The organism is Staphylococcus casei, assembly GCF_030294405.1.
In the GTDB taxonomy this organism is placed as follows: Bacteria; Bacillota; Bacilli; order Staphylococcales; family Staphylococcaceae; genus Staphylococcus; species Staphylococcus succinus.
In genome coordinates this window covers 760,367-785,670 of record NZ_CP125718.1, presented here as the reverse complement: position 1 = coordinate 785,670, position 25,304 = coordinate 760,367, and the positions used below count along the sequence as shown (strand labels likewise).

The 25,304-nt window shown below is 33.6% G+C and carries 29 protein-coding genes; 8 read left to right on the top strand and 21 right to left on the bottom strand.

Going from position 1 to position 25,304, the window contains the following annotated elements:
- Nucleotides 1-26: 26 nt before the first annotated feature.
- From rplN to rpsJ, 12 genes are all read right to left on the bottom strand, one after another.
- On the bottom strand, nucleotides 27-395 hold the full coding sequence (gene rplN, locus QMO72_RS03535; protein ID WP_002482622.1) for a 50S ribosomal protein L14: 369 nt from the start codon (nucleotides 393-395) through the stop codon (nucleotides 27-29).
- 30 nt (nucleotides 396-425) lie between these two features.
- Entirely contained in the window at nucleotides 426-689 is a 264-nt protein-coding gene (gene rpsQ, locus QMO72_RS03530; protein WP_046835665.1) for a 30S ribosomal protein S17, read from the bottom strand.
- 25 nt (nucleotides 690-714) lie between these two features.
- The gene (gene rpmC, locus QMO72_RS03525; protein WP_002482620.1) at nucleotides 715-924 is read right to left on the bottom strand and encodes a 50S ribosomal protein L29; all 210 of its coding nucleotides are present in this window, start codon (nucleotides 922-924) and stop codon (nucleotides 715-717) included.
- Complete coding sequence (rplP, locus tag QMO72_RS03520; RefSeq protein WP_046835666.1) at nucleotides 914-1,348, bottom strand: 50S ribosomal protein L16; 435 nt, start codon at nucleotides 1,346-1,348, stop codon at nucleotides 914-916. The genes rpmC and rplP overlap by 11 nt, the downstream gene beginning before the upstream one ends.
- A 2-nt stretch (nucleotides 1,349-1,350) precedes the next feature.
- Entirely contained in the window at nucleotides 1,351-2,004 is a 654-nt protein-coding gene (gene rpsC / locus QMO72_RS03515) for a 30S ribosomal protein S3 (protein ID WP_046835667.1), read from the bottom strand.
- A 23-nt stretch (nucleotides 2,005-2,027) separates the two neighbouring features.
- On the bottom strand, nucleotides 2,028-2,381 hold the full coding sequence (gene rplV / locus QMO72_RS03510; protein ID WP_002482617.1) for a 50S ribosomal protein L22: 354 nt from the start codon (nucleotides 2,379-2,381) through the stop codon (nucleotides 2,028-2,030).
- A 27-nt stretch (nucleotides 2,382-2,408) separates the two neighbouring features.
- A complete protein-coding gene (gene rpsS / locus QMO72_RS03505) occupies nucleotides 2,409-2,687 on the bottom strand; it encodes a 30S ribosomal protein S19 (protein ID WP_046835668.1) in 279 nt (92 codons plus the stop codon).
- Nucleotides 2,688-2,751: 64 nt separating this feature from the next.
- Complete coding sequence (rplB, locus tag QMO72_RS03500; RefSeq protein WP_046835669.1) at nucleotides 2,752-3,585, bottom strand: 50S ribosomal protein L2; 834 nt, start codon at nucleotides 3,583-3,585, stop codon at nucleotides 2,752-2,754.
- Between the two features lie 28 nt (nucleotides 3,586-3,613).
- Nucleotides 3,614-3,889, bottom strand: coding sequence for a 50S ribosomal protein L23 (rplW, locus tag QMO72_RS03495; RefSeq protein ID WP_042739083.1), 276 nt, complete (start codon nucleotides 3,887-3,889; stop codon nucleotides 3,614-3,616).
- Nucleotides 3,889-4,512 carry a 50S ribosomal protein L4 gene (gene rplD / locus QMO72_RS03490; protein ID WP_046835670.1) on the bottom strand — a complete coding sequence of 208 codons (624 nt, stop codon included), beginning with the start codon at nucleotides 4,510-4,512 and terminating at the stop codon, nucleotides 3,889-3,891. Before rplD ends, rplW begins: the two co-directional genes overlap by 1 nt.
- Before the next feature lie 26 nt (nucleotides 4,513-4,538).
- On the bottom strand, nucleotides 4,539-5,198 hold the full coding sequence (gene rplC / locus QMO72_RS03485) for a 50S ribosomal protein L3 (RefSeq protein ID WP_069822792.1): 660 nt from the start codon (nucleotides 5,196-5,198) through the stop codon (nucleotides 4,539-4,541).
- Between the two features lie 27 nt (nucleotides 5,199-5,225).
- The gene (gene rpsJ / locus QMO72_RS03480) at nucleotides 5,226-5,534 is read right to left on the bottom strand and encodes a 30S ribosomal protein S10 (protein ID WP_069822793.1); all 309 of its coding nucleotides are present in this window, start codon (nucleotides 5,532-5,534) and stop codon (nucleotides 5,226-5,228) included.
- A 347-nt stretch (nucleotides 5,535-5,881) separates the two neighbouring features.
- Between rpsJ and QMO72_RS03475 the strand changes: the two genes are divergently transcribed.
- Nucleotides 5,882-6,271, top strand: a complete 390-nt coding sequence (locus QMO72_RS03475) for a hypothetical protein (RefSeq protein WP_103266462.1) — start codon at nucleotides 5,882-5,884, stop codon at nucleotides 6,269-6,271.
- A gap of 308 nt (nucleotides 6,272-6,579) precedes the next feature.
- Here the strand turns inward: QMO72_RS03475 and QMO72_RS03470 are convergent, their stop codons facing one another.
- Together QMO72_RS03470 and QMO72_RS03465 are read right to left on the bottom strand one after the other, a co-directional pair.
- A complete protein-coding gene (locus QMO72_RS03470; RefSeq protein ID WP_103266461.1) occupies nucleotides 6,580-7,914 on the bottom strand; it encodes an NCS2 family permease in 1,335 nt (444 codons plus the stop codon).
- A gap of 110 nt (nucleotides 7,915-8,024) precedes the next feature.
- Nucleotides 8,025-10,163: a DNA topoisomerase III gene (locus tag QMO72_RS03465; RefSeq protein ID WP_103266460.1), complete on the bottom strand. Its 2,139-nt coding sequence runs from the start codon at nucleotides 10,161-10,163 to the stop codon at nucleotides 8,025-8,027.
- Between the two features lie 122 nt (nucleotides 10,164-10,285).
- Here QMO72_RS03465 and QMO72_RS03460 point away from each other — a divergent pair, with 122 nt between their 5' ends.
- From QMO72_RS03460 to QMO72_RS03450, 3 genes are all read left to right on the top strand, one after another.
- A complete protein-coding gene (locus tag QMO72_RS03460; protein WP_103266459.1) occupies nucleotides 10,286-11,155 on the top strand; it encodes a GNAT family N-acetyltransferase in 870 nt (289 codons plus the stop codon).
- Between the two features lie 261 nt (nucleotides 11,156-11,416).
- A complete protein-coding gene (locus tag QMO72_RS03455; protein ID WP_069822798.1) occupies nucleotides 11,417-12,274 on the top strand; it encodes a RhaT/GlcU family sugar-proton symporter in 858 nt (285 codons plus the stop codon).
- A gap of 115 nt (nucleotides 12,275-12,389) precedes the next feature.
- The gene (locus tag QMO72_RS03450; RefSeq protein ID WP_069822799.1) at nucleotides 12,390-13,181 is read left to right on the top strand and encodes a glucose 1-dehydrogenase; all 792 of its coding nucleotides are present in this window, start codon (nucleotides 12,390-12,392) and stop codon (nucleotides 13,179-13,181) included.
- A gap of 139 nt (nucleotides 13,182-13,320) precedes the next feature.
- Here QMO72_RS03450 and QMO72_RS03445 read toward each other — a convergent pair whose 3' ends face one another.
- The gene (locus tag QMO72_RS03445; RefSeq protein WP_103266458.1) at nucleotides 13,321-14,229 is read right to left on the bottom strand and encodes an AEC family transporter; all 909 of its coding nucleotides are present in this window, start codon (nucleotides 14,227-14,229) and stop codon (nucleotides 13,321-13,323) included.
- Between the two features lie 135 nt (nucleotides 14,230-14,364).
- Here QMO72_RS03445 and QMO72_RS03440 point away from each other — a divergent pair, with 135 nt between their 5' ends.
- Together QMO72_RS03440 and mspA are read left to right on the top strand one after the other, a co-directional pair.
- Nucleotides 14,365-14,538 (top strand): SE1832 family protein, encoded by a 174-nt coding sequence (locus QMO72_RS03440; protein ID WP_167693337.1) that lies wholly within the window; start codon nucleotides 14,365-14,367, stop codon nucleotides 14,536-14,538.
- 67 nt (nucleotides 14,539-14,605) lie between these two features.
- Nucleotides 14,606-14,923: a membrane stabilizing protein MspA gene (mspA, locus tag QMO72_RS03435; protein ID WP_103266457.1), complete on the top strand. Its 318-nt coding sequence runs from the start codon at nucleotides 14,606-14,608 to the stop codon at nucleotides 14,921-14,923.
- A gap of 113 nt (nucleotides 14,924-15,036) precedes the next feature.
- Here the strand turns inward: mspA and QMO72_RS03430 are convergent, their stop codons facing one another.
- From QMO72_RS03430 to QMO72_RS03420, 3 genes are all read right to left on the bottom strand, one after another.
- Nucleotides 15,037-18,165 carry an efflux RND transporter permease subunit gene (locus QMO72_RS03430; RefSeq protein ID WP_103266456.1) on the bottom strand — a complete coding sequence of 1,043 codons (3,129 nt, stop codon included), beginning with the start codon at nucleotides 18,163-18,165 and terminating at the stop codon, nucleotides 15,037-15,039.
- Nucleotides 18,166-18,455: 290 nt separating this feature from the next.
- A complete protein-coding gene (locus QMO72_RS03425) occupies nucleotides 18,456-19,706 on the bottom strand; it encodes a lipid II:glycine glycyltransferase FemX (protein WP_103266455.1) in 1,251 nt (416 codons plus the stop codon).
- Nucleotides 19,707-20,074: 368 nt separating this feature from the next.
- The gene (locus QMO72_RS03420; protein ID WP_103266454.1) at nucleotides 20,075-20,836 is read right to left on the bottom strand and encodes a VOC family protein; all 762 of its coding nucleotides are present in this window, start codon (nucleotides 20,834-20,836) and stop codon (nucleotides 20,075-20,077) included.
- Between the two features lie 249 nt (nucleotides 20,837-21,085).
- Here QMO72_RS03420 and QMO72_RS03415 point away from each other — a divergent pair, with 249 nt between their 5' ends.
- Both QMO72_RS03415 and QMO72_RS03410 read left to right on the top strand, forming a co-directional pair.
- Nucleotides 21,086-21,520, top strand: coding sequence for a MarR family winged helix-turn-helix transcriptional regulator (locus QMO72_RS03415; protein WP_103266453.1), 435 nt, complete (start codon nucleotides 21,086-21,088; stop codon nucleotides 21,518-21,520).
- 1 nt (nucleotide 21,521) lies between these two features.
- Complete coding sequence (locus QMO72_RS03410) at nucleotides 21,522-22,727, top strand: MFS transporter (protein ID WP_286093239.1); 1,206 nt, start codon at nucleotides 21,522-21,524, stop codon at nucleotides 22,725-22,727.
- Nucleotides 22,728-22,795: 68 nt separating this feature from the next.
- Here the strand turns inward: QMO72_RS03410 and QMO72_RS03405 are convergent, their stop codons facing one another.
- From QMO72_RS03405 to mobA, 3 genes are all read right to left on the bottom strand, one after another.
- Nucleotides 22,796-23,146 carry a SarA family transcriptional regulator gene (locus QMO72_RS03405; RefSeq protein ID WP_069822807.1) on the bottom strand — a complete coding sequence of 117 codons (351 nt, stop codon included), beginning with the start codon at nucleotides 23,144-23,146 and terminating at the stop codon, nucleotides 22,796-22,798.
- Nucleotides 23,147-23,653: 507 nt separating this feature from the next.
- Entirely contained in the window at nucleotides 23,654-24,676 is a 1,023-nt protein-coding gene (moaA, locus tag QMO72_RS03400; protein ID WP_103266451.1) for a GTP 3',8-cyclase MoaA, read from the bottom strand.
- A gap of 14 nt (nucleotides 24,677-24,690) precedes the next feature.
- Nucleotides 24,691-25,299, bottom strand: coding sequence for a molybdenum cofactor guanylyltransferase MobA (gene mobA / locus QMO72_RS03395; protein ID WP_103266450.1), 609 nt, complete (start codon nucleotides 25,297-25,299; stop codon nucleotides 24,691-24,693).
- Nucleotides 25,300-25,304 lie beyond the last annotated feature (5 nt).

Genomic DNA, 25,304 nt, shown 5'->3' with positions numbered 1-25,304 from the left:
TAAATTTATATATTTATAAATGATTATTAAAGTACTTCTGGAGCTAATGATACAATTTTCATGAAGTTGCCTTCACGTAATTCACGAGCAACTGGTCCAAAGATACGAGTACCGCGTGGGCCTTTGTCGTCACGAATAATGACACATGCATTTTCATCAAATTTGATGTATGAACCATCGTTACGACGTACGCCTGATTTAGTACGTACGACAACAGCTTTAACTACTTCACCTTTTTTGACAACGCCACCTGGTGTAGCATTTTTAACACTTACTACGATAACGTCACCAATATTAGCTGTTTTACGACCAGATCCACCTAATACTTTGATTGTAAGAACTTCACGTGCACCAGAGTTATCTGCTACTTTCAAACGTGTTTCTTGTTGGATCATGAGTTAAACCTCCTTTATCTTCACTATTTATTAAATAATTACTGATTCTTCAACAATTTCTACCAAACGGAAACGTTTAGTTGCTGATAAAGGACGTGTTTCTTGAATCTTAACTGTGTCCCCTAATTTAGCTGAGTTGTTTTCATCATGAGTTTTGTATTTTTTAGAGTATTTTACTCGTTTACCATATAATTTGTGCGTTTTGTATGTTTCAACAAGTACAGTTACAGTTTTGTCCATTTTATCGGAAACGACTCTACCTACATAAACTTTACGATCATTTCTTTCGCTCACTTTTGTAACCTCCTCTTTCAATTAATTATTGATTAGCTTTACCTTGTTCAATTTCTCTTTCACGAGCAACAGTTTTTAGACGTGCAATCGTTTTTCTTACTGTGCGAATACGTGCAGTCTCTTCTAATTGACCTGTAGCTAACTGAAAGCGTAGGTTAAAAAGCTCTTCTTTAGAAGATTTAATTTGTTCTTCTATCTCTGAAGTGGTTAAGTCTCTAATTTCCTTAGCTTTCATTTGTTTCACCACCCAATTCTTCACGTTTTACAAACTTAGTTTTCACTGGAAGTTTGTGGCTTGCTAAACGTAATGCTTCGCGCGCTGTTTCTTCATCAACGCCTGCGATTTCAAATAAAATTCTACCTGGTTTTGCTACAGCAATCCAGCCTTCAACGGCACCTTTACCAGCACCCATACGTACTTCTAGAGGTTTTTTAGTGTAAGGTGTATGTGGGAAGATTTTAATCCAAACTTTCCCGCCACGCTTCATGAAACGTGTCATTGCAATACGAGCTGATTCGATTTGACGAGATGTGATCCAAGATGTTGTAGTAGCTTGTAAACCATACTCACCAAATGTTACATAGTTACCGCCTTTAGAACGACCAGTTGTTTTAGGACGATGTTGACGACGATATTTTACACGTTTTGGTAGTAACATTATTATTTTCCTCCTTCACTAGTGTTCTTAGTAGGAAGAACTTCTCCACGATAGATCCATACTTTGACACCTAATTTACCATAAGTTGTGTCAGCTTCTGCATGTGCATAACTAATGTCAGCACGTAGTGTATGAAGTGGAACAGTTCCTTCTGAATATTGCTCAGCACGAGCGATGTCAGCTCCGCCTAAACGACCTGAAACTTGAGTTTTGATACCTTTAGCACCAATCTTCATAGCTCTTGTAATAGCTTGTTTTTGTACACGACGGAATGATGCACGGTTTTCTAATTGACGTGCAATATTTTCTGCAACAAGTTTAGCATCTAAATCAACTTTTTTGATTTCAATTACATTGATGTGTACTTTTTTACTTGTTAATGTATTTAATTTGTTACGTAATTTTTCAATTTCTGAACCGCCTTTACCAATTACCATACCTGGCTTACCAGTATGAATAGCGATGTTGATACGATTAGCAGCACGTTCAATGTCAACGTGAGAAACTGATGCTTCATTTAATGCGTTATCAATAAACTTACGGATTTTTAAATCTTCGTGTAATAGTGATGCGAAGTCTTTTTCTGCATACCATTTAGCTTCCCAATCACGGATTACACCAACACGAAGTCCGATTGGATTAATTTTTTGACCCACAGTGTTCCCTCCTTAAAAAATGATTAAGCTTCTTTAGCTTCTTCTTTACCGTCACTTACGACGATTGTAATGTGGCTTGTACGTTTGTTTATCGCACTTGCACGACCTTGTGCACGTGGACGGAAACGTTTTAATGTTGGTCCTTCATTTGCATAAGCTTCTTTAACTATTAATTCATCAGTGTTCATGTCATAGTTATGTTCAGCATTTGCTAGAGCGGACATTAGTAATTTTTCAACTACTGGTGATGAAGCTTTGTTTTTTAATTTTAAAATCGCAATCGCTTCACCAGCGCTTTTGCCTCTAATTAGATCTAATACTAATCTAACTTTACGAGGTGCGATTCTTATTGTTTTAGCAACCGCTTTTGCTTCCATTCAGAGTTCCTCCTCTACCTGTTAGAATTATCTTCTAGTTTTTTTGTCATCTGCTACGTGACCTTTAAATGTACGTGTCGGAGCAAATTCTCCTAATTTATGACCAACCATATCTTCAGTAACGAATACTGGAACATGTTTACGACCATCATATACAGCGAATGTATGTCCGATGAAATCAGGGAAAATAGTTGAACGACGTGACCAAGTTTTGATTACTTGTTTTTTCTCGCTTCCGCTTTGCGCTTCAACTTTTTTCTTTAGATGATCGTCAGCGAAAGGTCCTTTTTTAATACTACGAGCCATAGTGGCGCCTCCCTTCTTATTGTGTGCGTGCAGCAATTATGCCGCACACGCAAATAAGTTATTTTTATTTTTTCTTACGACCACGAACGATAAGTTTGTCTGATGATTTTTTACCACGACGTGTTTTCTTACCAAGCGTAGGTTTACCCCAAGGTGACATTGGAGATGGTCTACCGATAGGTGCACGACCTTCACCACCACCGTGTGGGTGATCGTTAGGGTTCATTACAGAACCACGAACTGTAGGGCGAATGCCTTTCCATCTTGAACGTCCTGCTTTACCAACGTTTACAAGTTCATGTTGGATGTTACCAACTTGACCAATAGTAGCACGGCAAGTTGAAAGAATCATGCGTACTTCACCAGATCTTAATCTGATTAATACATATTTTCCTTCTTTACCAAGTACTTGTGCACTAGCACCAGCTGAACGAGCGATTTGTCCACCTTTACCAGGTTTCAACTCGATGTTGTGAACTACTGTACCTACTGGAATGAATTGTAATGGTAATGCATTACCTAATTTGATATCTGCTTCTTCACCACTCTCAAGTACTTGACCTACTTTAAGGTTTTTTGGAGCGATGATATAGCGTTTTTCTCCATCAGCGTAAACTAATAAAGCTATGTTTGCTGAACGGTTTGGATCATATTGAATTGAATCAACTTTAGCGTTGATGCCATCTTTATTACGTTTGAAATCAATAACACGGTATTGACGTTTATGTCCTCCACCATGATGGCGAACTGTCAATTTACCTTGGTTATTTCGTCCCGCTTTTTTCGGTAGCGGTTGTAATAATGACTTTTCTGGCGTAGTTTTCGTAATTTCTGCGAAATCTAACGAAGTCATATTACGACGACCATTAGTAATTGGCTTATATTTTTTTAGAGCCATTGTCGTTTACCTCCTTATTGGTAATATTTTAGTTGAATAGATCGATTGATCCTTCTTTTAATTTAACAATTGCTACGCGTCTTTTGTTTGTATAGCCTTGGTAACGGCCCATACGTTTTTTCTTTGGTTTGTAGTTGATGATGTTTACTTTATCAACTTTTACGTCAAAGATTTCTTCAACAGCGATTTTAACTTGTGTTTTGTTAGCACGAGTATCAACGTCGAATGTATATTTGTCTTCAGCCATAGCGACTGAAGATTTTTCAGTGATTACGGGGCGCTTAAGAACGTCTCTTGCTTCCATTATCCTAGCACCTCCTCAACTTTTTTAGCAGCTGATTCTGTGATTATTACACTGTCAGCGCTTGTGATATCTAGAACATTTAAACCTTGAGCTGTAGTAACTTGTACACCAGGAATGTTACGTGCTGATAAAGCAACGTTCACATCTTCTGATTCTGTAACTACTAATACTTTTTTAGGTTGTTCTAAATTAGAAAGTACAGATTTGAACTCTTTAGTTTTTGGAGCTTCTAAGTTTAATGTATCAACAACAGTTAAACCTTTTTCTTGTACTTTGAATGATAATGCTGAGCGTAATGCTAAACGGCGCATTTTCTTAGGCATTTTGTATGAGTAGCTTCTTGGTGTTGGTCCGAATACGACACCACCACCACGCCATTGTGGAGCACGGATTGTACCTTGACGCGCACGTCCTGTACCTTTTTGTCTCCATGGTTTACGTCCACCACCACGTACTGCTGAGCGATTCTTAACAGCATGTGTACCTTGGCGTAATGAAGCACGTTGTAAAGTGATTGCTTCAAAAAGAACGTTGTTGTTTGGTTCGATTGCAAATACTGCATCGCTTAATTCAACTGAACCTGATTTAGATCCGTCTACTTTAAATACATCATAATTAGCCATTATGCATTTCCTCCTTTCGTTATATATTATTTATTACCTTTGATTGATGATGAGATTTCTAAAAATCCTTTTTTAGGTCCAGGTACATTACCTTTTACTAAAATAACATTGTTTTCTACGTCAGTTTGAACTACTTCTAAGTTTTGAACTGTAACAGTGTTACCACCCATACGTCCAGGCATTTTTTGTCCTTTAAAGACTTTTGAAGCATCTGATGCCATACCGATTGAACCTGGTGCTCTATGGAAATGAGAACCATGTGACATTGGACCACGTGCTTGATTATGACGTTTAATGGCACCTTGGAAACCTTTACCTTTAGATACGCCAGTTACATCAATTACGTCGCCGGCTTCAAATGTATCAACTGAGACTTCTTGACCTACTTCGTATTCATCAACATTAACGTTTCTGAATTCACGAATGAAGCGCTTAGGTGCTGTGCCAGCTTTTTTAGCATGTCCTTCAGCTGGTTTGTTAGCGTATTTGTTTGTTTTGCTATCTTTTTTGTAAGCTTTTTTATCTTCGTAGCCTACTTGAATAGCGTTGTATCCGTCAACTTCTTCAGTTTTCTTTTGTAATACAACGTTTTGGCTTGCTTCTACTACTGTTACTGGAATTAAATCACCGTTTTCTCCGAAAACTTGTGTCATCCCGATTTTTCTTCCTAAGATTCCTTTGGTCATCGAAAGTCCACCTCCTAAATTTTTCTATTATAATTTGATTTCGATGTCTACGCCTGATGGTAAGTTTAAGCCCATAAGAGCATCAACTGTTTTTGGTGTAGGGTTAACAATATCGATTAAGCGTTTATGTGTACGTTGTTCGAATTGTTCACGTGAATCTTTGTACTTATGCACGGCACGGATAATCGTGTAAATTGATTTTTCAGTCGGTAACGGAATTGGTCCAGATACATCTGCACCAGAACGTTTCGCTGTTTCAACAATTTTTTCTGCTGATTGATCAATTACTCTGTGATCATAAGCTTTTAATCTGATTCTGATTTTTTGTTTTGCCATAATTTTCCCTCCTTATTCGTCTACATTTAAGTGATAGACTTCTCCACGAAAACTATCTCACACAGCGCCATGGCAAAGCGGCCGGGTGTGTCAGTAACCTTTCGCTTCATCGCGTGTTCTTAAAGTCCAACATTAGATATGTTACATGAAAAGACGTGATTTATCAAGCTTTTCTTTAAAAGTTTTTTAACTTTTGTCTAACACATACTTTGTTATTGTACTTGAATTCACTTTATAGTTCAACCTATTTTAAGATATTCCTCAAATTTCTTTGTGATATTGCTATTTTTTTATTATAGAATTTCTTTTCGATGTACTATAATAGATAAATAAGGTGGTGATATGGTATGAAAAGTGGTATTCGTACTACACTCATTATATTAAGTATAGTTTTGCTAATCGGTGAATTTGTTTATGGTATTCCTTTCTTAGGTGGAAGTATAATTCTTAGTTTTGGATGGCAACCACTATTAATTAATGCACTACTGTACTTAATTACGATGATTATATTAATAGTAGATAAACAAAATTCCATTAAACCAATGATGATTATTCCTCTATTAGGAATCATTGGATCCTTCATTGCGTTTATTCCTGTTATTGGGATGATAGTCCATTGGGTTTTATTCTTTTTAATGTTGTTCTTTATTCTTATTTTGTTTTCTACGCCTTTATATGTTCCGAACAAACATGCTAAAGTTGTTTATACAGAAGACAGACGTAAAGATCATATATAATATAACAAGTTGATAATGCAGAACTTATTATAGCCTCAGTTTCAATTGTTACATCACAAACTTACTATAGCTCTGTAATTACATTTGAATTAAAAGTATTTAATGAGTTCATTCTAGCCAATTCATTTCAGGTTATATTATATCGCCTTTTAATTTCACTATATAATGAAGAAACTGGTTTTGTTATGTTTTAACTATATTCAACTTTCATGAATTCATGGTTGTTTTTATTTTTCATTATAATATATCTAGACTAATAAAAAAACACTGATCCGAGTCATCGCGACTTCGATCAGTGTTTTTTATTTTTATCCGTGAACAAACACGAAGTAAAGTATAAATAATACCATAAGTCCGTACATGATTGGATGTACTTCTTTATGTCTTTTGGAAATCAGCATCGTAATTGGATAGAATATAAAGCCACATGCGATACCCGTTGCAATAGAGTATGATAAAGGCATCATAATGATTGTAACAAATGCTGGTACTGCTACTTCAAATTTCTTCCAATCAATTTCTGCAAAATTAGCAGCCATTAATACACCGACTACTACTAATGCAGGTGTAGTGACTGCACTCGTTACGATTTCCATCAATGGGCTAAAGAATATTGCTAACAAGAAACAGAACCCAGTGACGACACTGGCAAAACCTGTTCTTGCTCCTACTGCCACACCTGACGTTGATTCAATATATGATGTTGTCGTCGTTGTACCAAAGATTGCACCAACAATTGTTGCTAATGAATCTGAAAATAACGCTCGACCTGCTCTTGGTAATTTGTTGTCTTTCATGATTCCCGCTTGTGATGCAACAGCTACCAGTGTACCTGCAGTATCGAAGAAATCAATAAATAAAAATGTTAGTATTACGATTAAAAATTGTACTGTAAATAGTTGACTAGGGTCTTTAAAAGCATCAAACGCTGCACCAAATGTTGGTTCAATGCTTGGCACCTTCCCTACGATGCCACTAGGCGTATGTATAAGCCCCGTTATCATTCCGAGTATTGATGTTAACACCATACCTATAAATATAGCACCTGGTACTCTTCTAGCATAAAGTATTACAGTAACTAGAATACCGAAAATTGTTAGTAATACAGGACCATCTGTTATATGGCCTAATGTAACAAGTGTTGAGTCATTTTTAACAATAATACCTGAGCTTTGCAACCCTACAAATGTTATAAAGAGTCCTATACCTGCTGAAACTGCCATTTTCATTTGATAGGGAATAGCATTTATAATGGTTTCCCTCAATCCGGTCATTGTTAGTATCGCAAAGACTACCCCTGAAAATAGTACCCCTGTTAATCCAACCTGCCATGGTATACCCATAGTTAATACGACTGTAAATGCAAAGAATGCATTTAAGCCCATTCCAGGCGCCAATGCGATTGGATATCTAGCAATCAGCCCCATAAATAAAGATCCTACAAATGCTGCAAGTGCTGTAGCGACAAATATAGCGCCTTGGTCCATCTTCATGTCGTCAGATACACCATCTACGCCTGCTAAACTGAGTACTTGTGGATTAACAGCTAAAATATATGCCATAGACAAGAAAGTTGTAAGTCCACCAAGTATCTCTTTCTTATAGTTTGTTCCATGTTTATCAAACTTGAAATACTTTTTCACGGTTAGTTCTCCTTTTTTTAAAATACCTTAATATTCTAATACCAATCACACTATTTTACAATAGCAAACACGAACTTTGTGATATTTCAAGAATTCTTTGTTCGATAAAATTAGAATTTAAGGCCTTTTAAAGCATCTTGGAATGGATTGTTTTCTAACCCTTCATCGTTATTCATATATTTCTTCATATCTTTTTTATTCACTTTTCCTGTTTTTTTACTTTGATGACGCTTATCCATTTGTGCTTGTGTTTCTGTGTGGCCACATACACAGCGATATACTGCATCTTTCCCTCTGCCGAAAAGCGTCATTTTTTTATGACAGTTTGGACAACGTGCATTCGTTTTTCGTTGGACATTTTTTTTAGTTTTACATGTAGGATCTTGGCAAACCAACATTTGACCATTTTTAGTTTTCACTTTAATCATAAATTTCCCACATGTTGGGCATTCAGTGGTCGTTAAATTATCATGTTTATAATTTTGTTCACTTTCTTTAATTTCATTAACTACATTGTTTGTAAACTGCTTCATTTCAGCAATAAACTGCTTGGGATTATATTGTCCCTTTTCAATTAACGATAATTTTTCTTCCCATTCTGCTGTCAATAATGGAGAAGTTAGTTTTTGCGGTGCCAATTCTAGTATTTGTTTTCCTTTTGATGTTACTTTGATTTTACCATCACGAGCCTCAATTGCATTCATATTAAATAATTTTTCGATGATATCTGCTCTTGTCGCAACAGTACCGATGCCGCCGGTTTCTTTTAACGTTTCATTATGTTTTTTATCATCTAATTTAAAGAATTTTTGTGGGCTTTCCATCGCTTTCAGTAAAGTTCCTTCATTAAAGTATGCGGGTGGCGTTGTTTCATGTTGTTCAATGTTTACACGACTAACTTTGAGTTTGGTTTCTTTTTCCAAATGTGCAATATGTTCATTTGCTTTATCTTGATGATCAAATATTGCTTTATATCCTAATTTAGTAGTTACTTTATCTTTAAACGCAAATATATTATCCCCCACTTTTAAATCTATTGATATCGCTTCATATTCATGGGGAGGCATAAGATTTTCAAGATATCTTTGTGCAATCATCATATATACTTTTGTTTCACGTTGACTTAGTTGACTCATATCTGGTCGTACTTCTGTTGGAATAATAGCATGATGATCCGAAACTTTACTGTTGTTTATGAATCTTTGCTTCACAGAAAATGATTGGTTTATTTGTGTTTTGGCAATGTCTTTTAATGAAGTAGCCATTATCGCACGCAGTCTATCTTTTAGCGTGTCGACCATATCGTCAGTTAAGTAATTTGAATCTGTACGTGGATAGGTTACAATTTTATGCCTCTCATATAGCGCCTGTAATGTATTTAATGTTTCCTTTGGACCAAGGTGATAACGTTTATATGCTTCTTGCTGTAAATCAGTTAAATTAAACAATTGCTGTGGGTATGATTTCTTGTGACTCTTATTAATAGATTGGATCACACCCTCTTGCCCTTCAATCGCCTTTTTAATATCTTCAAAAACTTTTCTCTCGTGAGTTGATTGCGGCTTGATACTTTGGAATGTTAATCCTCCAGCAGTTAAGTTCATCGTATAATAAGTTTGAGGTTGAAACTGATTTATTTCATTTTGTCTCAATTGTACTAGTTGAATGGTTGGTGTTTGAACACGTCCCAGCGAAAGTTGTGCATCATATTTAGTCGTCAGTGCACGTGTCGCATTAATACCTACAATCCAATCTGCTTCACTACGCGCTAATGCTGCATAATATAAATTATTGAATTGCTTACCATCTTTAAGTTTATTAAAGCCGTCTTTTATTGCTTTATTAGTTACTGAACTAATCCATAAGCGCTGAATAGGTTTCTTATTATGTGCTTTGTCTAAAATTAAGCGTGCAACAAGCTCTCCCTCTCTCCCAGCATCCGTTGCAATAATAATATCCTTTACTTTATTGTTATTTATTAATGCTTGTACTGTTGAAAATTGTTTTTTAGTCTTACTAATAACAACTGTTTTCATTTTGTTTGGTATAATAGGTAAATCATTAAGTTTCCATTCTTTATAATTATTATCATATTGTTCCGGAGTCGCATTCGTAACCAAATGCCCTAACGCCCATGTAACAATGTATTTATTATTTTCAAAATAGCCATTGCGCTTTTCATTGATATTCAACGTATTTGCAATATCACGACCTACTGAAGGTTTTTCTGCTATAATCAGTGATTTCATAATTTCGTCCTTTCAAATTCAATATGGTATTTATTGTAACATGTATATAGCACATCAAAACTTCCATTTATTGCAAAAAGTTCATATAATTAAGTTAATAGTTCATCAGACGGAGGTATGTTATGAAAACTATCAAATTAAATGACTATAATCAAATTGTGGATTTTATAAGTAATGCGGATTATCACTCTGCTTCTTATTTATACAAATTACCACAAGCACATGAAGAGGTTGAAGACAAAATTCGACAAGCCATCGTTGACCCTGGTGTATTCGCACATGTAGATGATCAAGAGCAAATTATCATGTTGATATTAGCCTTTAAATATGAAGAAGAAAAATACAAAGTTGTTGGTCCATTCCTTAGAACAGATGTAGCTCCAAACGTGACAGCATTTCAATCGCTATTCGAATCACTGGCACAAAGTAAACCTAAAACTACTAATTTCAACTTTTCATTTGAAGAAACAGAGCAAACTTTTTTACAATTTATGAAAGCCATCCAATCATCTTATAGTTTCACTGATTATCATCTAATTACTACTCAGGATGTTGGGCAAATTGAACATGCACAAAATATCACCAATTATCATCCAGCCTATTATCGCTCTTTTTGTAAATTACATGAGAATACATTTAAACATGATGTTATGACTGCTGACGAAATTATAGACTCTCTAGATGATAATAACCATTTATTTGTGTTTATGTCAGAAGGTTTACTTAAAGGTTATGTTTATCTCCAAGTATATGAGCATAAAAAAAATGCAGAAATTAAGTATTTTTCTTCTCATTCAGATTATAGATTGATGGGTATAGCCTTTGATTTACTTACTCATGCGTTACATTTCGCGTTTAGCACATATGATATTAACAAAATATATTTTAAGATACGTAGTAAAAACACGACATTAGTAGAACGTTTTAATGAACTTGGATTTAATATCAATTACGAGTACAAAAAATTCAAATATGTAGCAAGTCACATTTAGCAATTAACAAGTTAATTTTAAAAAAGAATGGAAAATCAATGATTTTCTATTCTTTTTTTATTCAATTAAGCAATTTTTATTATACACAAAAACACTGATATAGTAAGAATTCATGCAACATAATTAAAAAAAAATGTCAAATATTAAACAATTATTTTTACTATCTTCTTATTTTGGTTTAAAATGGTTTATTAAAGGCAATCATTAGGATTGTTTTTTAGGAAGTAAGTAAAAATAAATAGAGAAAGAGTGAGTAATTGTATGGATTTATTAATTGCCCTGTTACCTGCACTATTTTGGGGTAGTGTAGTATTAATTAATGTTCTTGTAGGAGGAGGTCCTTATAACCAAATTAGAGGGACTACTTTTGGTGCATTAATTATTGGTGTGATCTTGTTATTAACTGGTAACGCCAAATTCGATGACTTTACCGTTATCATTGTTGGTTTAATCTCAGGTGCTTTCTGGGCGCTTGGTCAAGGATACCAATTGAAATCAGTAAGTTTAATAGGTGTATCTAAGACAATGCCTATTTCTACAGGATTACAATTAGTAGGAACGACATTATTTAGTGCCGTTTTCTTAGGAGAATGGAGTACTGGTACACAAGTTGCATTAGGCTTAACTGCCATGGTCTTACTTGTTATTGGTATCACTATGACTTCAATGAAAGGTAAGAATGAAGCGAGCGAAAGTTCTAAGAACTTTGGTAAAGCGATGCCTATCTTACTTATTTCTACTGTAGGTTATGTTGTATATGTAGTTATCGCACAAATTTTTGGAGTAGATGGTACAAGCGCCTTATTCTTCCAATCTATTGGTATGGCTATTGGTGGTTTAATCTTATCAGCGAAACACGAAACTTCAGCGAAAAGTACATTATGGAACTTAATTCCAGGTGTTGTTTGGGGTATCGGTAACTTATTTATGTTCTACTCACAACCAAAAGTTGGTGTAGCAACAAGCTTTTCATTTTCACAATTACTAGTAATCGTTTCTACACTTGGTGGTATCTTCCTATTGGGTGAACGTAAAGACAAGCGTCAAATGGTTGGCATTTGGGCAGGTATTGTTTTAATTATCGTTGCTGCCTTCCTTTTAGGTAATATTAAAGGATAGATAAGTGCGATTCTTAATTATAGCTTTCAATTAATGAAAGTGATATTGTATTATGGGACAAATTTTAAGTTTAAGAGATGTTTAATGTGTTTTATATTTAAGGAGGAGTCAAACAATGTTTGCAGATTTAGAAGGAAAAGTAGTAGTAATTACAGGTGCCGGAAGTGGTATTGGTAAGTCATTCGCAGAATCATTTGGTCAAGCAAAAGCAAAAGTAGTCATGAACTATCGTTCTGAAGGTCATGTAGCAGATGTAGATAAATCTATCCAACTTATCGAAGAAGCTGGCGGCCAAGCTATTAAAGTTCAAGCTGACGTTTCAGTAGAAGACGACGTAAATAGATTGGTTCAAACAGCTGTAGATCATTTTGGTACACTTGATATCATGATTAACAATGCTGGATTTGAAAAACCAATCCCTACGCATGAAATGCCTTTAGAAGAATGGAAAAGAGTCATTGATATTAATTTAACTGGTGCTTTTATTGGTTCAAAAGCTGCAGTTAACCAATTTTTCAAAGAAGATAAAAAAGGTGTAATCCTTAATACTTCAAGTGTTCATGACACAATTCCATGGCCTAACTATGCAAACTACGCAGCAAGTAAAGGCGGATTAAAATTAATGATGGAAACAATGTCAATGGAGTACGCTCAATACGGTATCCGCATCAATAACATTTCACCAGGGGCAATTGTTACTGAACATACAAGAGAAAAATTCTCTGATCCAGCTACACGCGCAGAAACAATTGAAATGATTCCATCAAAAGAGATTGGCGAAGCTGATCAAGTTTCAAATGTTGCTTTATTCTTAGCATCAGACTTAGCAAGTTATATTCACGGTACAACAATCTATGTTGATGGTGGTATGACGAACTATCCAGCATTTATGGGTGGAAAAGGATAATAACTATAATATTATTGCTTAATATTATAAAAAGCGTTCCTGTTCTTAAACAGGAACGCTTTTTTATGTTTTATTTAACCATCATGGATTTGCGAAAATTACATTTTAACTATACTTTAATCATTAATATTAAGTCATGCTATACAAACAATGCTTGGTAGATATACAAAATAACAATACTTATCACTATCGTTAAATTTGTGACCATGCCGACAAGTGGTAATGTTTTATATTTAAATTGAATAGAATATGGAATAATTGCTACACCTACCGGTAATAACCATGCAACTTGTAAAGTTGTTTTAATCATTTGATTGTCTACAGGTAAAAAGAAATGAACAAGTAAACCTATCGTAATACCTAGCCCATAATGAATAGCTAAATATTTCATTGCAATAGGTAAAAATCTTTTATCAATACTGAAATTCAACATTAATCCTAGTAGTATCATTGATAATGGCATATTTGCACTAGATAACACAGAGAAGAAATCAATCACTGGTGCTGGAAAATGAATATTAAGCATATTTAAAATAAACATTGTAATATATGTCACTAAAGGTACTGATTTTATTAAATTTTTACCTAAATATTTAAAATCAAAACTATCCCCTGCACTACTAAAATAACTTCCCACAAAATAAGTGACACCAAACATAATAATCGCTCCACCAATATCTGCCATACCAAAATATATCATACCAGTTTTTGGCCAAATTGCTTCAACAAGTGGATACGCAAATAAACCTATGTTCAAAGAAGCCATCATCATACCCGTTGTTCCTCTGATTTGGTTATCATATTTTACAAATAACCAAATTACTATCACCTTTGCTAGAACGCCATATAAAATCATCATAATAGGCAATATAGAAAGGGATACATCTAAATCCGCTTTATTTAAATTCACTATCACAAGAGAAGGAAGTGTGACATTGAGAACTAACGTTGAAAAGACTTGACTATCGTTAGCCTTAAAATAATTAATTCTTTTAAGTGCATAACCTAATGCGATGAGTAAAATAATTATGATAAATTGTTGTGTCACAATAATCCTTCTTTCGTTTTCATTCTATTTTCATATATTAACATATTTCTTCGCTATTTTAGAAGCGTTCAATTTCGTGTTATACTTTATTAAAATAACACAGTTTTTACTGTATCGATAAAGGAGTACGCTATAATGGATTTAAATGAAAAATTAGCTGAACTTAAACATGACTACGTAAGATTACAAGGCGACTTAGAAAAAAGAGAGTCCGTCAATCAGCAAGTTGACCCATTATTACGCCAACTTGAAGATATAGAACAAGAAATTGCTAAAGTACGTTCAGAAATTAGTCAAAAAGAACACTAATAACATCCTAGTCAAGCAAAAACTTACATGCTAAGATTAAGAACGAATATAGAAAGGATGTCATTTAATGCAATTGTATCTTATCTTTTTACCCATATTATATTTAATTGTCAGTTACATAAGTATATTTAAATTGAATACGATTATAACTCGCATTTTACGTATAATCATGGCTCTGCTTTTACTATTTGTTGTAGCTATTACAACGTTATCCTTCCCTGCATTAAATTGGTGGGTATTTGTTATACTCATACTCATAGTTGGGAATGTAGAAATAACAGCTTTTAAATACGGTAAAAAAGATCAAAAAGCTGTGAAAATTTTAAATATAATGAGTGCTATATTATTTGTAATATACGTTATTTTATCTTTAGTGTTATATTAAAATTAAACAGTATATGTATCAGTACAGAAATAGCAATTTATTTCTGTACTTTTTATTTACACAAAAAAGCTTGGGTATTTTATGAATACCCAAGCTTTTCATTATACTTTTACTTATACTTTTTTCCTATTTATCAACTTATCTTTCAAAGTAAACAGTATTTCATAAATCACTGGTACCACAATTAATGTTAGTAATGTAGAGGAAATCAGTCCACCTACAACAGTGGCTGCCATTCCTTTTGATATTATGATTGAACTGCTTTCACCAAATAGCATGGGGGATAAGGCACCAATGGTTGCTAGTGCGGTCATTAAAATCGGTCTAATACGTGTAGCACCAGCTTCTAATAATGCTGCTTGCATATTCATACCTTGTTGTTGCTGATTAATTACTCTGTCTATGAGTACAATTGCATTCGTCACGACAATACCTATTAACATTAGCATACCTATCATACTTGGTACCGAAATCGTTTCACCTGTAAGAATAAGTGCTATAACGACACCTATAATTGTATACGGTAATGAGAATAGAATTGTTAATGGCGCCAATGGTCCTTTAAATGTTAATACGAGTACTAAGTAAACAATGATGATTGCTGCTAACATTGCCACTGCTAACTGAGTAATCGCCTTAGTAATATCTTCATTTGCACCACCAATATTTGTTTTTACATTGCTTGGTTTATCCATGTTGTTCACTTTAGTCATGACTTTTTGTGATGTTCCACCAACATCATCATTTGTTACTTTTGCTGAAACAGTCGCTGCGTAATCACCTGCTTGCGTGTCTATTTTGTTTGGTGTAGTCGACATTTCTAAATGCGCAATATCGTTTAATACGATAGTATTACCTGTCGGCGTGTTTAATTCTGTTTGCTCTAATTTGTTTTGAGTCCAATGTGTTTCTTGATCCTTTTTAATTTTTACATTTATTGATTTACCATGCTCTTTCACAGTAGTTATACTATCTTCTGGTGTATTTTGATTTAAAGTCATAGCTAACTGTGAAGCTGATAATCCATAGTTAGAGGCTTTGTTTTGATCTACTTTAATATTATATTGATCATAAGTTTGTGATAAATCAGATTTAACATTTGCCACCCCTTTTATAGCTTTCATATTATCTTCTATTTTATTTACTGTTCCTTTTATCGCATTTAGTGACGGTCCACTAACTGTCACTTTCAATTCGTTATTATTACCACCCGTTCCCATGTCTTGGTTCGACCATTCACCTGGATGGTTGTAGTGTTTTATATGTTTTAATACTTTATCTGGTTCTTCATCAAAGTGTGGTGTGTCAGATTGATATTCCACCATGAGCGCTAGACTCTTAGAATTACCCGTAGGGTCTGTTGGCGTCGCACCACCAACAGAATACTGCACAGTTTCCACTTTACTTTTATCATTTAAGTAGCCTTGAATTTCTTTCGCATGCTTGAGTACGCTTTGTTTTGTTTCCCCTGGTTCTGGCGTATAGGTCAAAGCCATATATTTATCTGAACCTGTGGAAATAAAGCTCGTTCCTAACTTAGCAGCGCCTAATCCAATACTCAATAATAAAATCAAGGTACTCACAATAATCACAAACCACTTATGGTTTAATGACCATTTCAATATACTTTTATAGTTTCTACCTACTCTTCCTAATGATGTTACTTTACGCTGTTTAATACCGCCCTTAAATAATGTCGCACTCAATGCAGGTACAATCGTAATTGAGACAAGTAGTGAAGCTAACAGACTAAACGCAATCGCTAAAGCAAAAGGCCTAAACATTTCACCAACTGAACCTGTTACAAAAGCTAAAGGTAAAAACACAATGATGGTTACAATTGTTGATGACATGATTGGTTTAAACACTTCATTTGTTGCACTTACTATTAACGCGTCTCCTGTTAATCTTTCGTCTTTTTGTGATAATCGTCTATAAATATTTTCTACTACTACAATTGAGTCGTCAATAACTCGACCTATAGCAATGGTTAAGGCGCCAAGTGTTAAAATATTTAATGATACATTGCACAACTTCAATGCAATCATAGCTATAAGTATCGACATTGGTATAGATACGATTGAAATGGCAGTTGTTCTAATATTTCTTAAAAACAATAAAATTACGATGATTGCAAAAATGGTTCCTAAAACCGCTTTTTCTATCATTGTATAAATTGAATCTTCAATAGGTTTGGCCGTATCCATAACTTTAGTGGCCACCATATTAGGATTATCTTTTACAAACTGTGCTATTTCTTTCTTGGTATCTTTAGCAACTTGTACTGTATTGGCATCTTGTGCTTTAATTACTTGTACATTGACTGCATCTTTTCCATTTGTTTTAGATATTGATGCGCGTTCATCTCCTATAGTTACTGTAGCAATATCGCTTAATTTAACAGTTTTACCACTATTATTAGAAGTTGGCCCTTGAACAGAGGGCGTTTGCGCACCTTGTACTTCACTTTCCCCTTGTGACTGAGCACTTGCAGCTGCTTGAATTGGAATATTTAATTGTTTTAAGGCACTTACAGACGTAAATTGCCCATCCACAACAACAGATTTTTCTGTTTTATCGAATTGGAAAAGCCCTAGTGGTGTCTGGCTCGTAGCACTTTTCAAATATTGTTGAACGCCGTCAGCAGTCATTCCCGTTTGTTCAAGTTTATCTTGATCAAAGTGAATTGATGCTTGCCTTGTTGTTTGGCCATTAAGTTGCGCATTTTGCACACCATTTATCATTTGGAGTTTAGGAAGTAAATGGTTTTCAAGATTACTCGTAGTATCTCTTAAATGATCGCCTTTCATCGTAAATGAATATGCAACAATAGGAAACGCATTCATAGAACTTCTAGTTAACTCGGGATCATCTACTTCTTCTTTAAATTTGATTTTATCAATTTCTTTTTTTAATTCATTTTCAACATTATCTAAATCCGTGCCTTCTTCATATTCTACAGAAACAATAGATGCATTTTGAATAGATTGTGCACTAACGCTTTTAACATTAGCCATAGATCTCACTTGATTATCTATCTTATCACTTATTTCTTCTTTTACTGTTTCTGGCGTCGCTCCCGGAAGCGTTGTTTGCACTTTAATCATAGGGGGTTCTACATCTGGTAATAGTTCAAGTTTCATTTTTGCGCTTGAATATACCCCTCCTAAAATGACAAGCAACACCATTAAGAAAATCGCAAATTTATTTCCCAATGAAAATTGCAATAACTTTTTAATCATTCCCTCATTCCTCTCTCCCACTTTCATATCATATAATCAATTTACCATAAGTTGAATTATTAAAATATCTATATTCTAACAATTCTATAAAAAGTAATAATAAAATAAAGAATATATAATATATTAATAATACTTATTTTTTTCATCAAAAAAACCTATTACGCTTTTTTAGTAACTCATTCTATGTACCAATAAATATGAGTAAGTCTGAATCACTTACCGTCTTGATCATAGGCGTTATACTATTAAAAACTTAATAGGAAAAATGTTGTTTTTTATTTATTAATGTATTATTTACGTTTTAACTTGCGCGAAATTTTAACTTTAGCTTTTGTTAACTTAGGCTTAACGTTTTCAATGATTTGATAGAGGGGTTTGTTTAAAACATAATCAAATTCTCCAATTTTTTCACTTAAGTAAGTGCCCCAAACCTTTTTAAACGTCCATAATCCATAATGATCTGAATCTTTATCAGGATTATTATCTGTGCCACCAAAATCATATGTTGTCGCTCCATGTTCTCTAGCAAACTGCATCATAGCAAATTGCATATGGTGATTCGGTAAAAACTCACGATATTCATTGGATGAAGCACCATATAAATAATATGCTTTATTACCTGCAAAGGTCAGTAACGCTCCAGATAAATAGATGCCTTCAGGATGTTTAGCTTCTAATGCTTCCATTTCTTTTATAAGTTCTGCAGTTTTATTCATTTTTTGTTCAGCATCATTAATTTTATTTAACGTCTTTTTATCTTGCTTTTTATCAGCTAATTTAGCTTTTTCAAGTTCTAAATCTGCTAAATCTTGTCTCAAGTCATTTAAAACTGGCTTAGGTTGAAGCTTAACTAAAAATAGTTCTGCATCACCGTCTGGATGAAGCGCATCATATATATTTTGGAAATAGCTAATATCTCGTGTTAAGAAACCATCTCGTTCACCCGTGATTTGCATCAAGTTTGCAAATGTTTTTAAGCCTTCTCTATTAGAACGCTCTATAGTTGTACCACGTTTTAATGCCAATCTAACTTTAGAACGGTTACGTCTTTCAAAGCTTTGAATCAACGCTTCATCGTCTTTTTCGATTGGTGTAATCATCGTCATTCTTGGCTGAATGTAATCTTTTGATAGTCCTTCTTTAAAGCCTTTATGCTTGAAACCTAGCGCTCGTAGATTTGTTAATGCATCCGCGCCTTTGTCTACTTCAACATCAGGGTCAATTTTGATTGCATAAGCTTTTTCTTCTTTAGCAATTTGCATCGCATATTCTAAAAGTGATTCTAATGCAAGTTTGTTACTATAATCAGTAACAAAACCTCTAGATATATAACATAGCGTATAAGGTAGTTTAGGCACTTTTTTAAATAAAAGTTGTGCCACTCCAACGATTTCTCCCGCTTCCCCAACTGCAATACGCTTTGAATACCATCCAGTTAGTTTTTTAGTTTCCGCCCATTTAGTCAATTGTAATAAATCACCTTGAGGATGAGCTTTAACAAATGCATCATGTTCTTGATTTGTGATATTCATCTTTTCCATAAAACTGATATCTCCTTTATCTTACAGTACATTAATATTATACATTGCTTCACTCATTCTTTCACATATAAACCATTGATTTGCTATACTATAATAAAAGTAAAAAAAGAGGTATTTAATATGCGCATTTTTATTCTTAGTCTACTATTAATTATAAACGTTATCTTTGTGATTCATTCTTTAGGCCAAACCCTTACCATTTCATATCTTAGTTTAAGGATTTTGTTTGCGGCATTAACTTTTATTCTAACAATATACCTATTATTATTGCGCACGAATAAATTCTCAACTTATTTAACTATTTTAACATTAATTATTTCTTTGATACACATTTTTATCATTGCACATAGCGCTTATGTTTATATCTATTAATCAGCTTCAAAACGATAACTTACACCTCTTATGATGAGCGTATAAGGTGAGGTTGTTAACGTATCTTTGATTACAATAGATTTATAGCCAGAATACTCTCCATCCAATATACGATATACTATATCATCAGCTTTTAATTTTAATGTTGTCTCTGTTGCTGATTCGCTAATGATTGTCATATCAAACCATTCTTGCCATTTCTTTACAGTATGTGCACGTTCTGTACTATATAATTCAATGCCTTTCACACTAAATTCTTTTTGTTGGAAAGGCGCTATTTTTTTATTCCTCACTTCTTCACGTTCATTCCACTGTATGAAAAAGGGAGGTTTAACTCTATAATCTGGATCAGCAATATACAATAATTTCCAAGATGTTTTATCGCCCTTTTTATTCTCTCTGTGCATGTGTACTGGCCCAATCACTTCTATATTTCGGTTTTCTAAATCCTTCTTCAACTGTTCCATATCTTGAGTACGAAATGCTAACGTCTTTAACCCTTGTTTATAATGATCTTGTACTATTTTTGACGGAAAAGAAACGCGCCCTTCATCAGACTTTATAACTTTTTGTAATATCTCAGGCTTAAACACATCTAATAGTTCAATATAGGCATTGTTTAGGTAAGCTAATCGATTAAAAGTACCTAATCTTACATGTTGTCCCCCTTGGTGTAAAGTGAATAAATGCCCTGGATATTTAAAGTCATTTAATTGATGAACATAATGGATAATATGATCTAATTTTAAGTTTTGCATAGTAAGTGGCCCCTTAACGTTTGTTTACAGTTCCATATTACCAAACTGCACAATGTATTACCTGTTTCAACCGCTTTTAGAAATAAGGATGAGTCCTTGTTAAATAATCTTATTTAAAAATTTTACGTTGTCTATTATTTACCCATCCCCCTTTCTTCGTAATCGCCTATTGCTTTATTACTGAAAAAGGATTACAATAATATTTGTTACAAATTAAGTTAGCAAAGCTAACTATATTCGGAGGTTCACATGTATACAAAAGACTTCTTTAATCACTTAACTGCTGTTTATAGACCCTATATAAAATTATTACAACCTATCTTTGATGAATTCGAAGTATATCCTGCACAATGGTTAGTATTAAAAGACCTCGCATATAATGGCCCAACAACTTTAGTACAAATTTCAAAACGACGTGCAATAGAGAAACCAACTACACGTAAAATTTTAAAAATTCTTTCTGAAAAATCTTTACTCACAATAGAACAAGGTATAGATAAACGAGAAAAAATATTAACGTTATCTGATGATGGAAAAATATTATTTGATAGTATTACCCAACGTATCGAAACCTTACAAGATGAAATTGTTAAACATACGAATCTATCTTCATCACAATTAGATGAAGCAATTACAACCATTCAATCAATTCATGAACAAATATCAAAAATGGAGGAAGCATGACATGAACCAATCACAAACAGTTAAAGCGCCTATATGGACTAAAAGCTTTAACATTAACTTTATTACAAATTTTTTAGTTTATCTATGTATGTATCTACTCATAGTCATTATTGCTAGTTATACTAAATCCGAATACAATGTTTCAGATAGCGTAGCTGGCTTAGTATCCGGACTCTTTATTATTGGCTCCTTAATTGGTCGTTTCGCAACAGGAAAATATGTCAATAAAGTAGGACCTAAGCGTATATTGCTTATCGGTTTAGCTCTATTAGTCATCACCCAACTATTTTACTTTATAGAAGGGTCCTTGGCTTTACTTATGTTTACTCGATTAATCAATGGTATTGCTACTGGTGTTACGACTACTGCTACTGGTACGATTGCCGCTTATGTTACACCACCTGAAAGAAAAAGTGAGGGCATTAGTTTATTCTCATTAAGTCTAGTTATTGGTGCAGCAATTGGTCCTTTCTTTGGCTTATTACTTATTAATACATTTCCAATAAAACTATTATTTTCTATTTGCCTTATTTGTGGGTTAGTAAGTCTAATCATATCGTTCTTTGTTAACCTTCAATTTGATATCATTTCAAATCATGATGCTATTGAAAAAGCACCAAGTAAAAAATTCAATCTAAGCAACTACATTGCAAAAGAAGCGGTGCCTGTAGCTGTGATTATGTTAATATCTGGGTTAACTTATTCATCCATACTTACATTTTTACAATTTTTTGCCCAAGAAATTAATTTGGTAACGCTTTCTAGTTATTTCTTTATATTTTATGCAATTGCATCACTGATTACGCGTCCAATTGCTGGTCGGCTTATGGACCAAAAAAATGAAAATATTGTTGCTTATCCAGCGTTCATATTCTTATTTTTAACATTTATTGCACTCAGTGTCACAAGTAATGGTTGGACCCTCGTTCTCGCCGGTTTGTTATTAGGCGCTGGTTATGGAAACATTTCATCTTGCATGCAAGCTATCGCCATAAAAGTATCTCCACCAGCTAAATATGGTATTGCTACATCAACCTATTTTATTGGTTTAGATTTAGGTTTAGGCTTTGGTCCATATGTACTTGGATTTGCAACTTCATCCGTTTCATATGCTCAACTCTACGCTATAATGGCAATTATTGTAGCGATTACAATGATTATATACTTCTTTGTACATGGTAGAAAGGTGAAACACATCAATGCATAACAAAAAACGTAACATTCCTCAATGATGAATGTTACGTTTTTTTATATCTTCTTAAAATTGATCTTACGCTATTGAGCGATTTTAATATTTTCTATTTCACTTATAATCTCATCTAGCAATTTGATTTGAGCTGTATTGAAATAGTAAAATACTTGACGTTCATCCGTTTCTGAACGCACTTTTGATATCAACTCTTTCTTATATATTTTTCTAATAATCACATCAATTTTACTTGTGTCCCATAACATCTCAAAATGTAAGGTATCTCGTAATTCTTTTCCACTAATTTTTTGAGCATCATAAACTTTATACAAGACTACGAACTCTTCTATAGATAAACTATGTACTGATTTAAGCCAATGTTTCAATTGACTCAAAGCTCTCTCTGATGTAATAAAATATGATACTTTACTTTCCATAATAGTTGCCTCCTTATTGTCTACTCTAGTTGTATTAAATGGCTTTATATAATGAATAAGCTTTTAAAATATTATATAACACTTTCTTCATTAAATCTATTATTTTTAAATAAACAGATAAATGTTTTCTACTATTGAAAATGATTTATATATCCTACCATACATATCATTTTTTATTTATATTATCTAATACCTTTTTTATAATTAGCGTTTACTTCTTTCACTTTCTTACTAAATCATTTGAAATAATATTTTAAACATATTGCTCATTTGATTTATAATTCGATAATACACGACTTTAGTTTATATCTTATTTTTCATAAAAATGTCCATGAGTTGATTGATATCTTTCGCTTTTTAGACAATATAAAGAACTGAAGTACTTCAACACGTGAGATACTTCAGCCCTTTAATTTTTTATATCACAGCACTTATTATTATCACTAGTTAACATATAAAGCACCTCATTAATGTTGCACTAAATTGATAACGATCATCTTCTTACGCTTACCCACCAATATAATTCATATTTATCTTTTTACGTTTTCTATTAGCCACAGTTTGTTCTGTCCGTTCATCAGAATAACGATCATCTCTTATACGCCACAATGCTTTAAATTGCTCTAACAATGCTTTGTCACTAACGCCCGAACGCATAAAAGTTTTAACATTAAAGCCATCAACTTCACTGAACAGACACCCATAAAACTTACCGTCTGATGAAAGACGTGCACGTGTACACGTTGAACAAAAGGATTGCGACACACTGGTAATCAATCCAAACTGTGCCTCATTATCGTTATGTCGATAATACTTCGCTACTTCTCCATAATACTTAGGTGGTACAGGGGAAATATCAAATCCAGACTCTATCATATTAAGCATGTCCGCTTTGGATACCACTTTACTAAAGTCCCAACCATTATCATTGCCAACATCCATAAATTCAATAAACCTAATTTCAATATGCTTCTCTTTAAAGTATTGAACCATTGGAACGATTTGATTGTCATTTACGCCTTTTTGAACCACCATATTCACTTTCACATGAAAGCCAATAGAAACGGCATAATCAATTTGTTCTAAAATAGTTACAGCCTTGATATTTCGATTATTTATTGCTTGAAATACTTCATCATCAATGGCATCTAAGCTCACATTTATTCGTCTTAATCCAGCATTATATAGGTTTTGGCCGTGCTTTTTCAAAAGTAATCCATTGGTTGTCAAACCTATGTCTTCCACACCATCAATTTCATTGAGTTTATATATTAATTTATATAAATCACGTCTAAGCAATGGTTCACCGCCTGTAATCCGAATTTTTTTTACGCCTAATTGCGTATACACTTTCGCTATACGTGCCATTTCATCAAATGTAAGCAATTCATCTTTAGGTAAAAAAACAAAGTCATCGCCAAAAATTTCTTTTGGCATGCAATAATCACAACGAAAATTGCAACGATCGGTAACTGACAATCTTAAATCGCGAATTGGACGTCCGAGTTTATCAGTTATTTGTTCTACCATAGCAATAGGCCTCCTTATCTATTCATCATAACTTGCTTTAAATCGTTCAAATCTTGTTGATAGTTAATGTTTTTGTACCAATATGCTGTTGATTCAATTGTTTGAACATCTAGCCAATCACTTTCAACTCTTGTATAGACATTCTTTAAACTGTAATCGTCTGAAGCCAAGGCTTCGTCTATATATTGCAAAGCATGCGGACTATAAAAAGCTAGTGTCGGAATAGGTCTTCCATTGTCTTTAAAACCTGCGATATCTAATTGGTCCTCTATAAGGTGTTCAATCATAAATTGGTATAATTTACTAATTGCTTTTTGTGTAATCATTGGTGTATCCACAGATATCACAAAAAATAATTCTTCATCCTTATATTGACGCATCACTGAACGAATACCTGCCAATGGCCCTTTATCTTTATTTTGGTCATCATCTATAACTATATTAGGATAATCAAATTGACTAGCTAATCGTTCATTTGTACTTATAACAATTTGATTAAACATGTTTGTGGCTTCTAACACATCAATAATTCTCTTATAAAACATTTGCGACTCAATCTGTGCAAAAGCCTTGGGTTCACCGAATCTTTCAGATTGTCCTCCGGCAAGTATAATAGCTTTCATCTCTC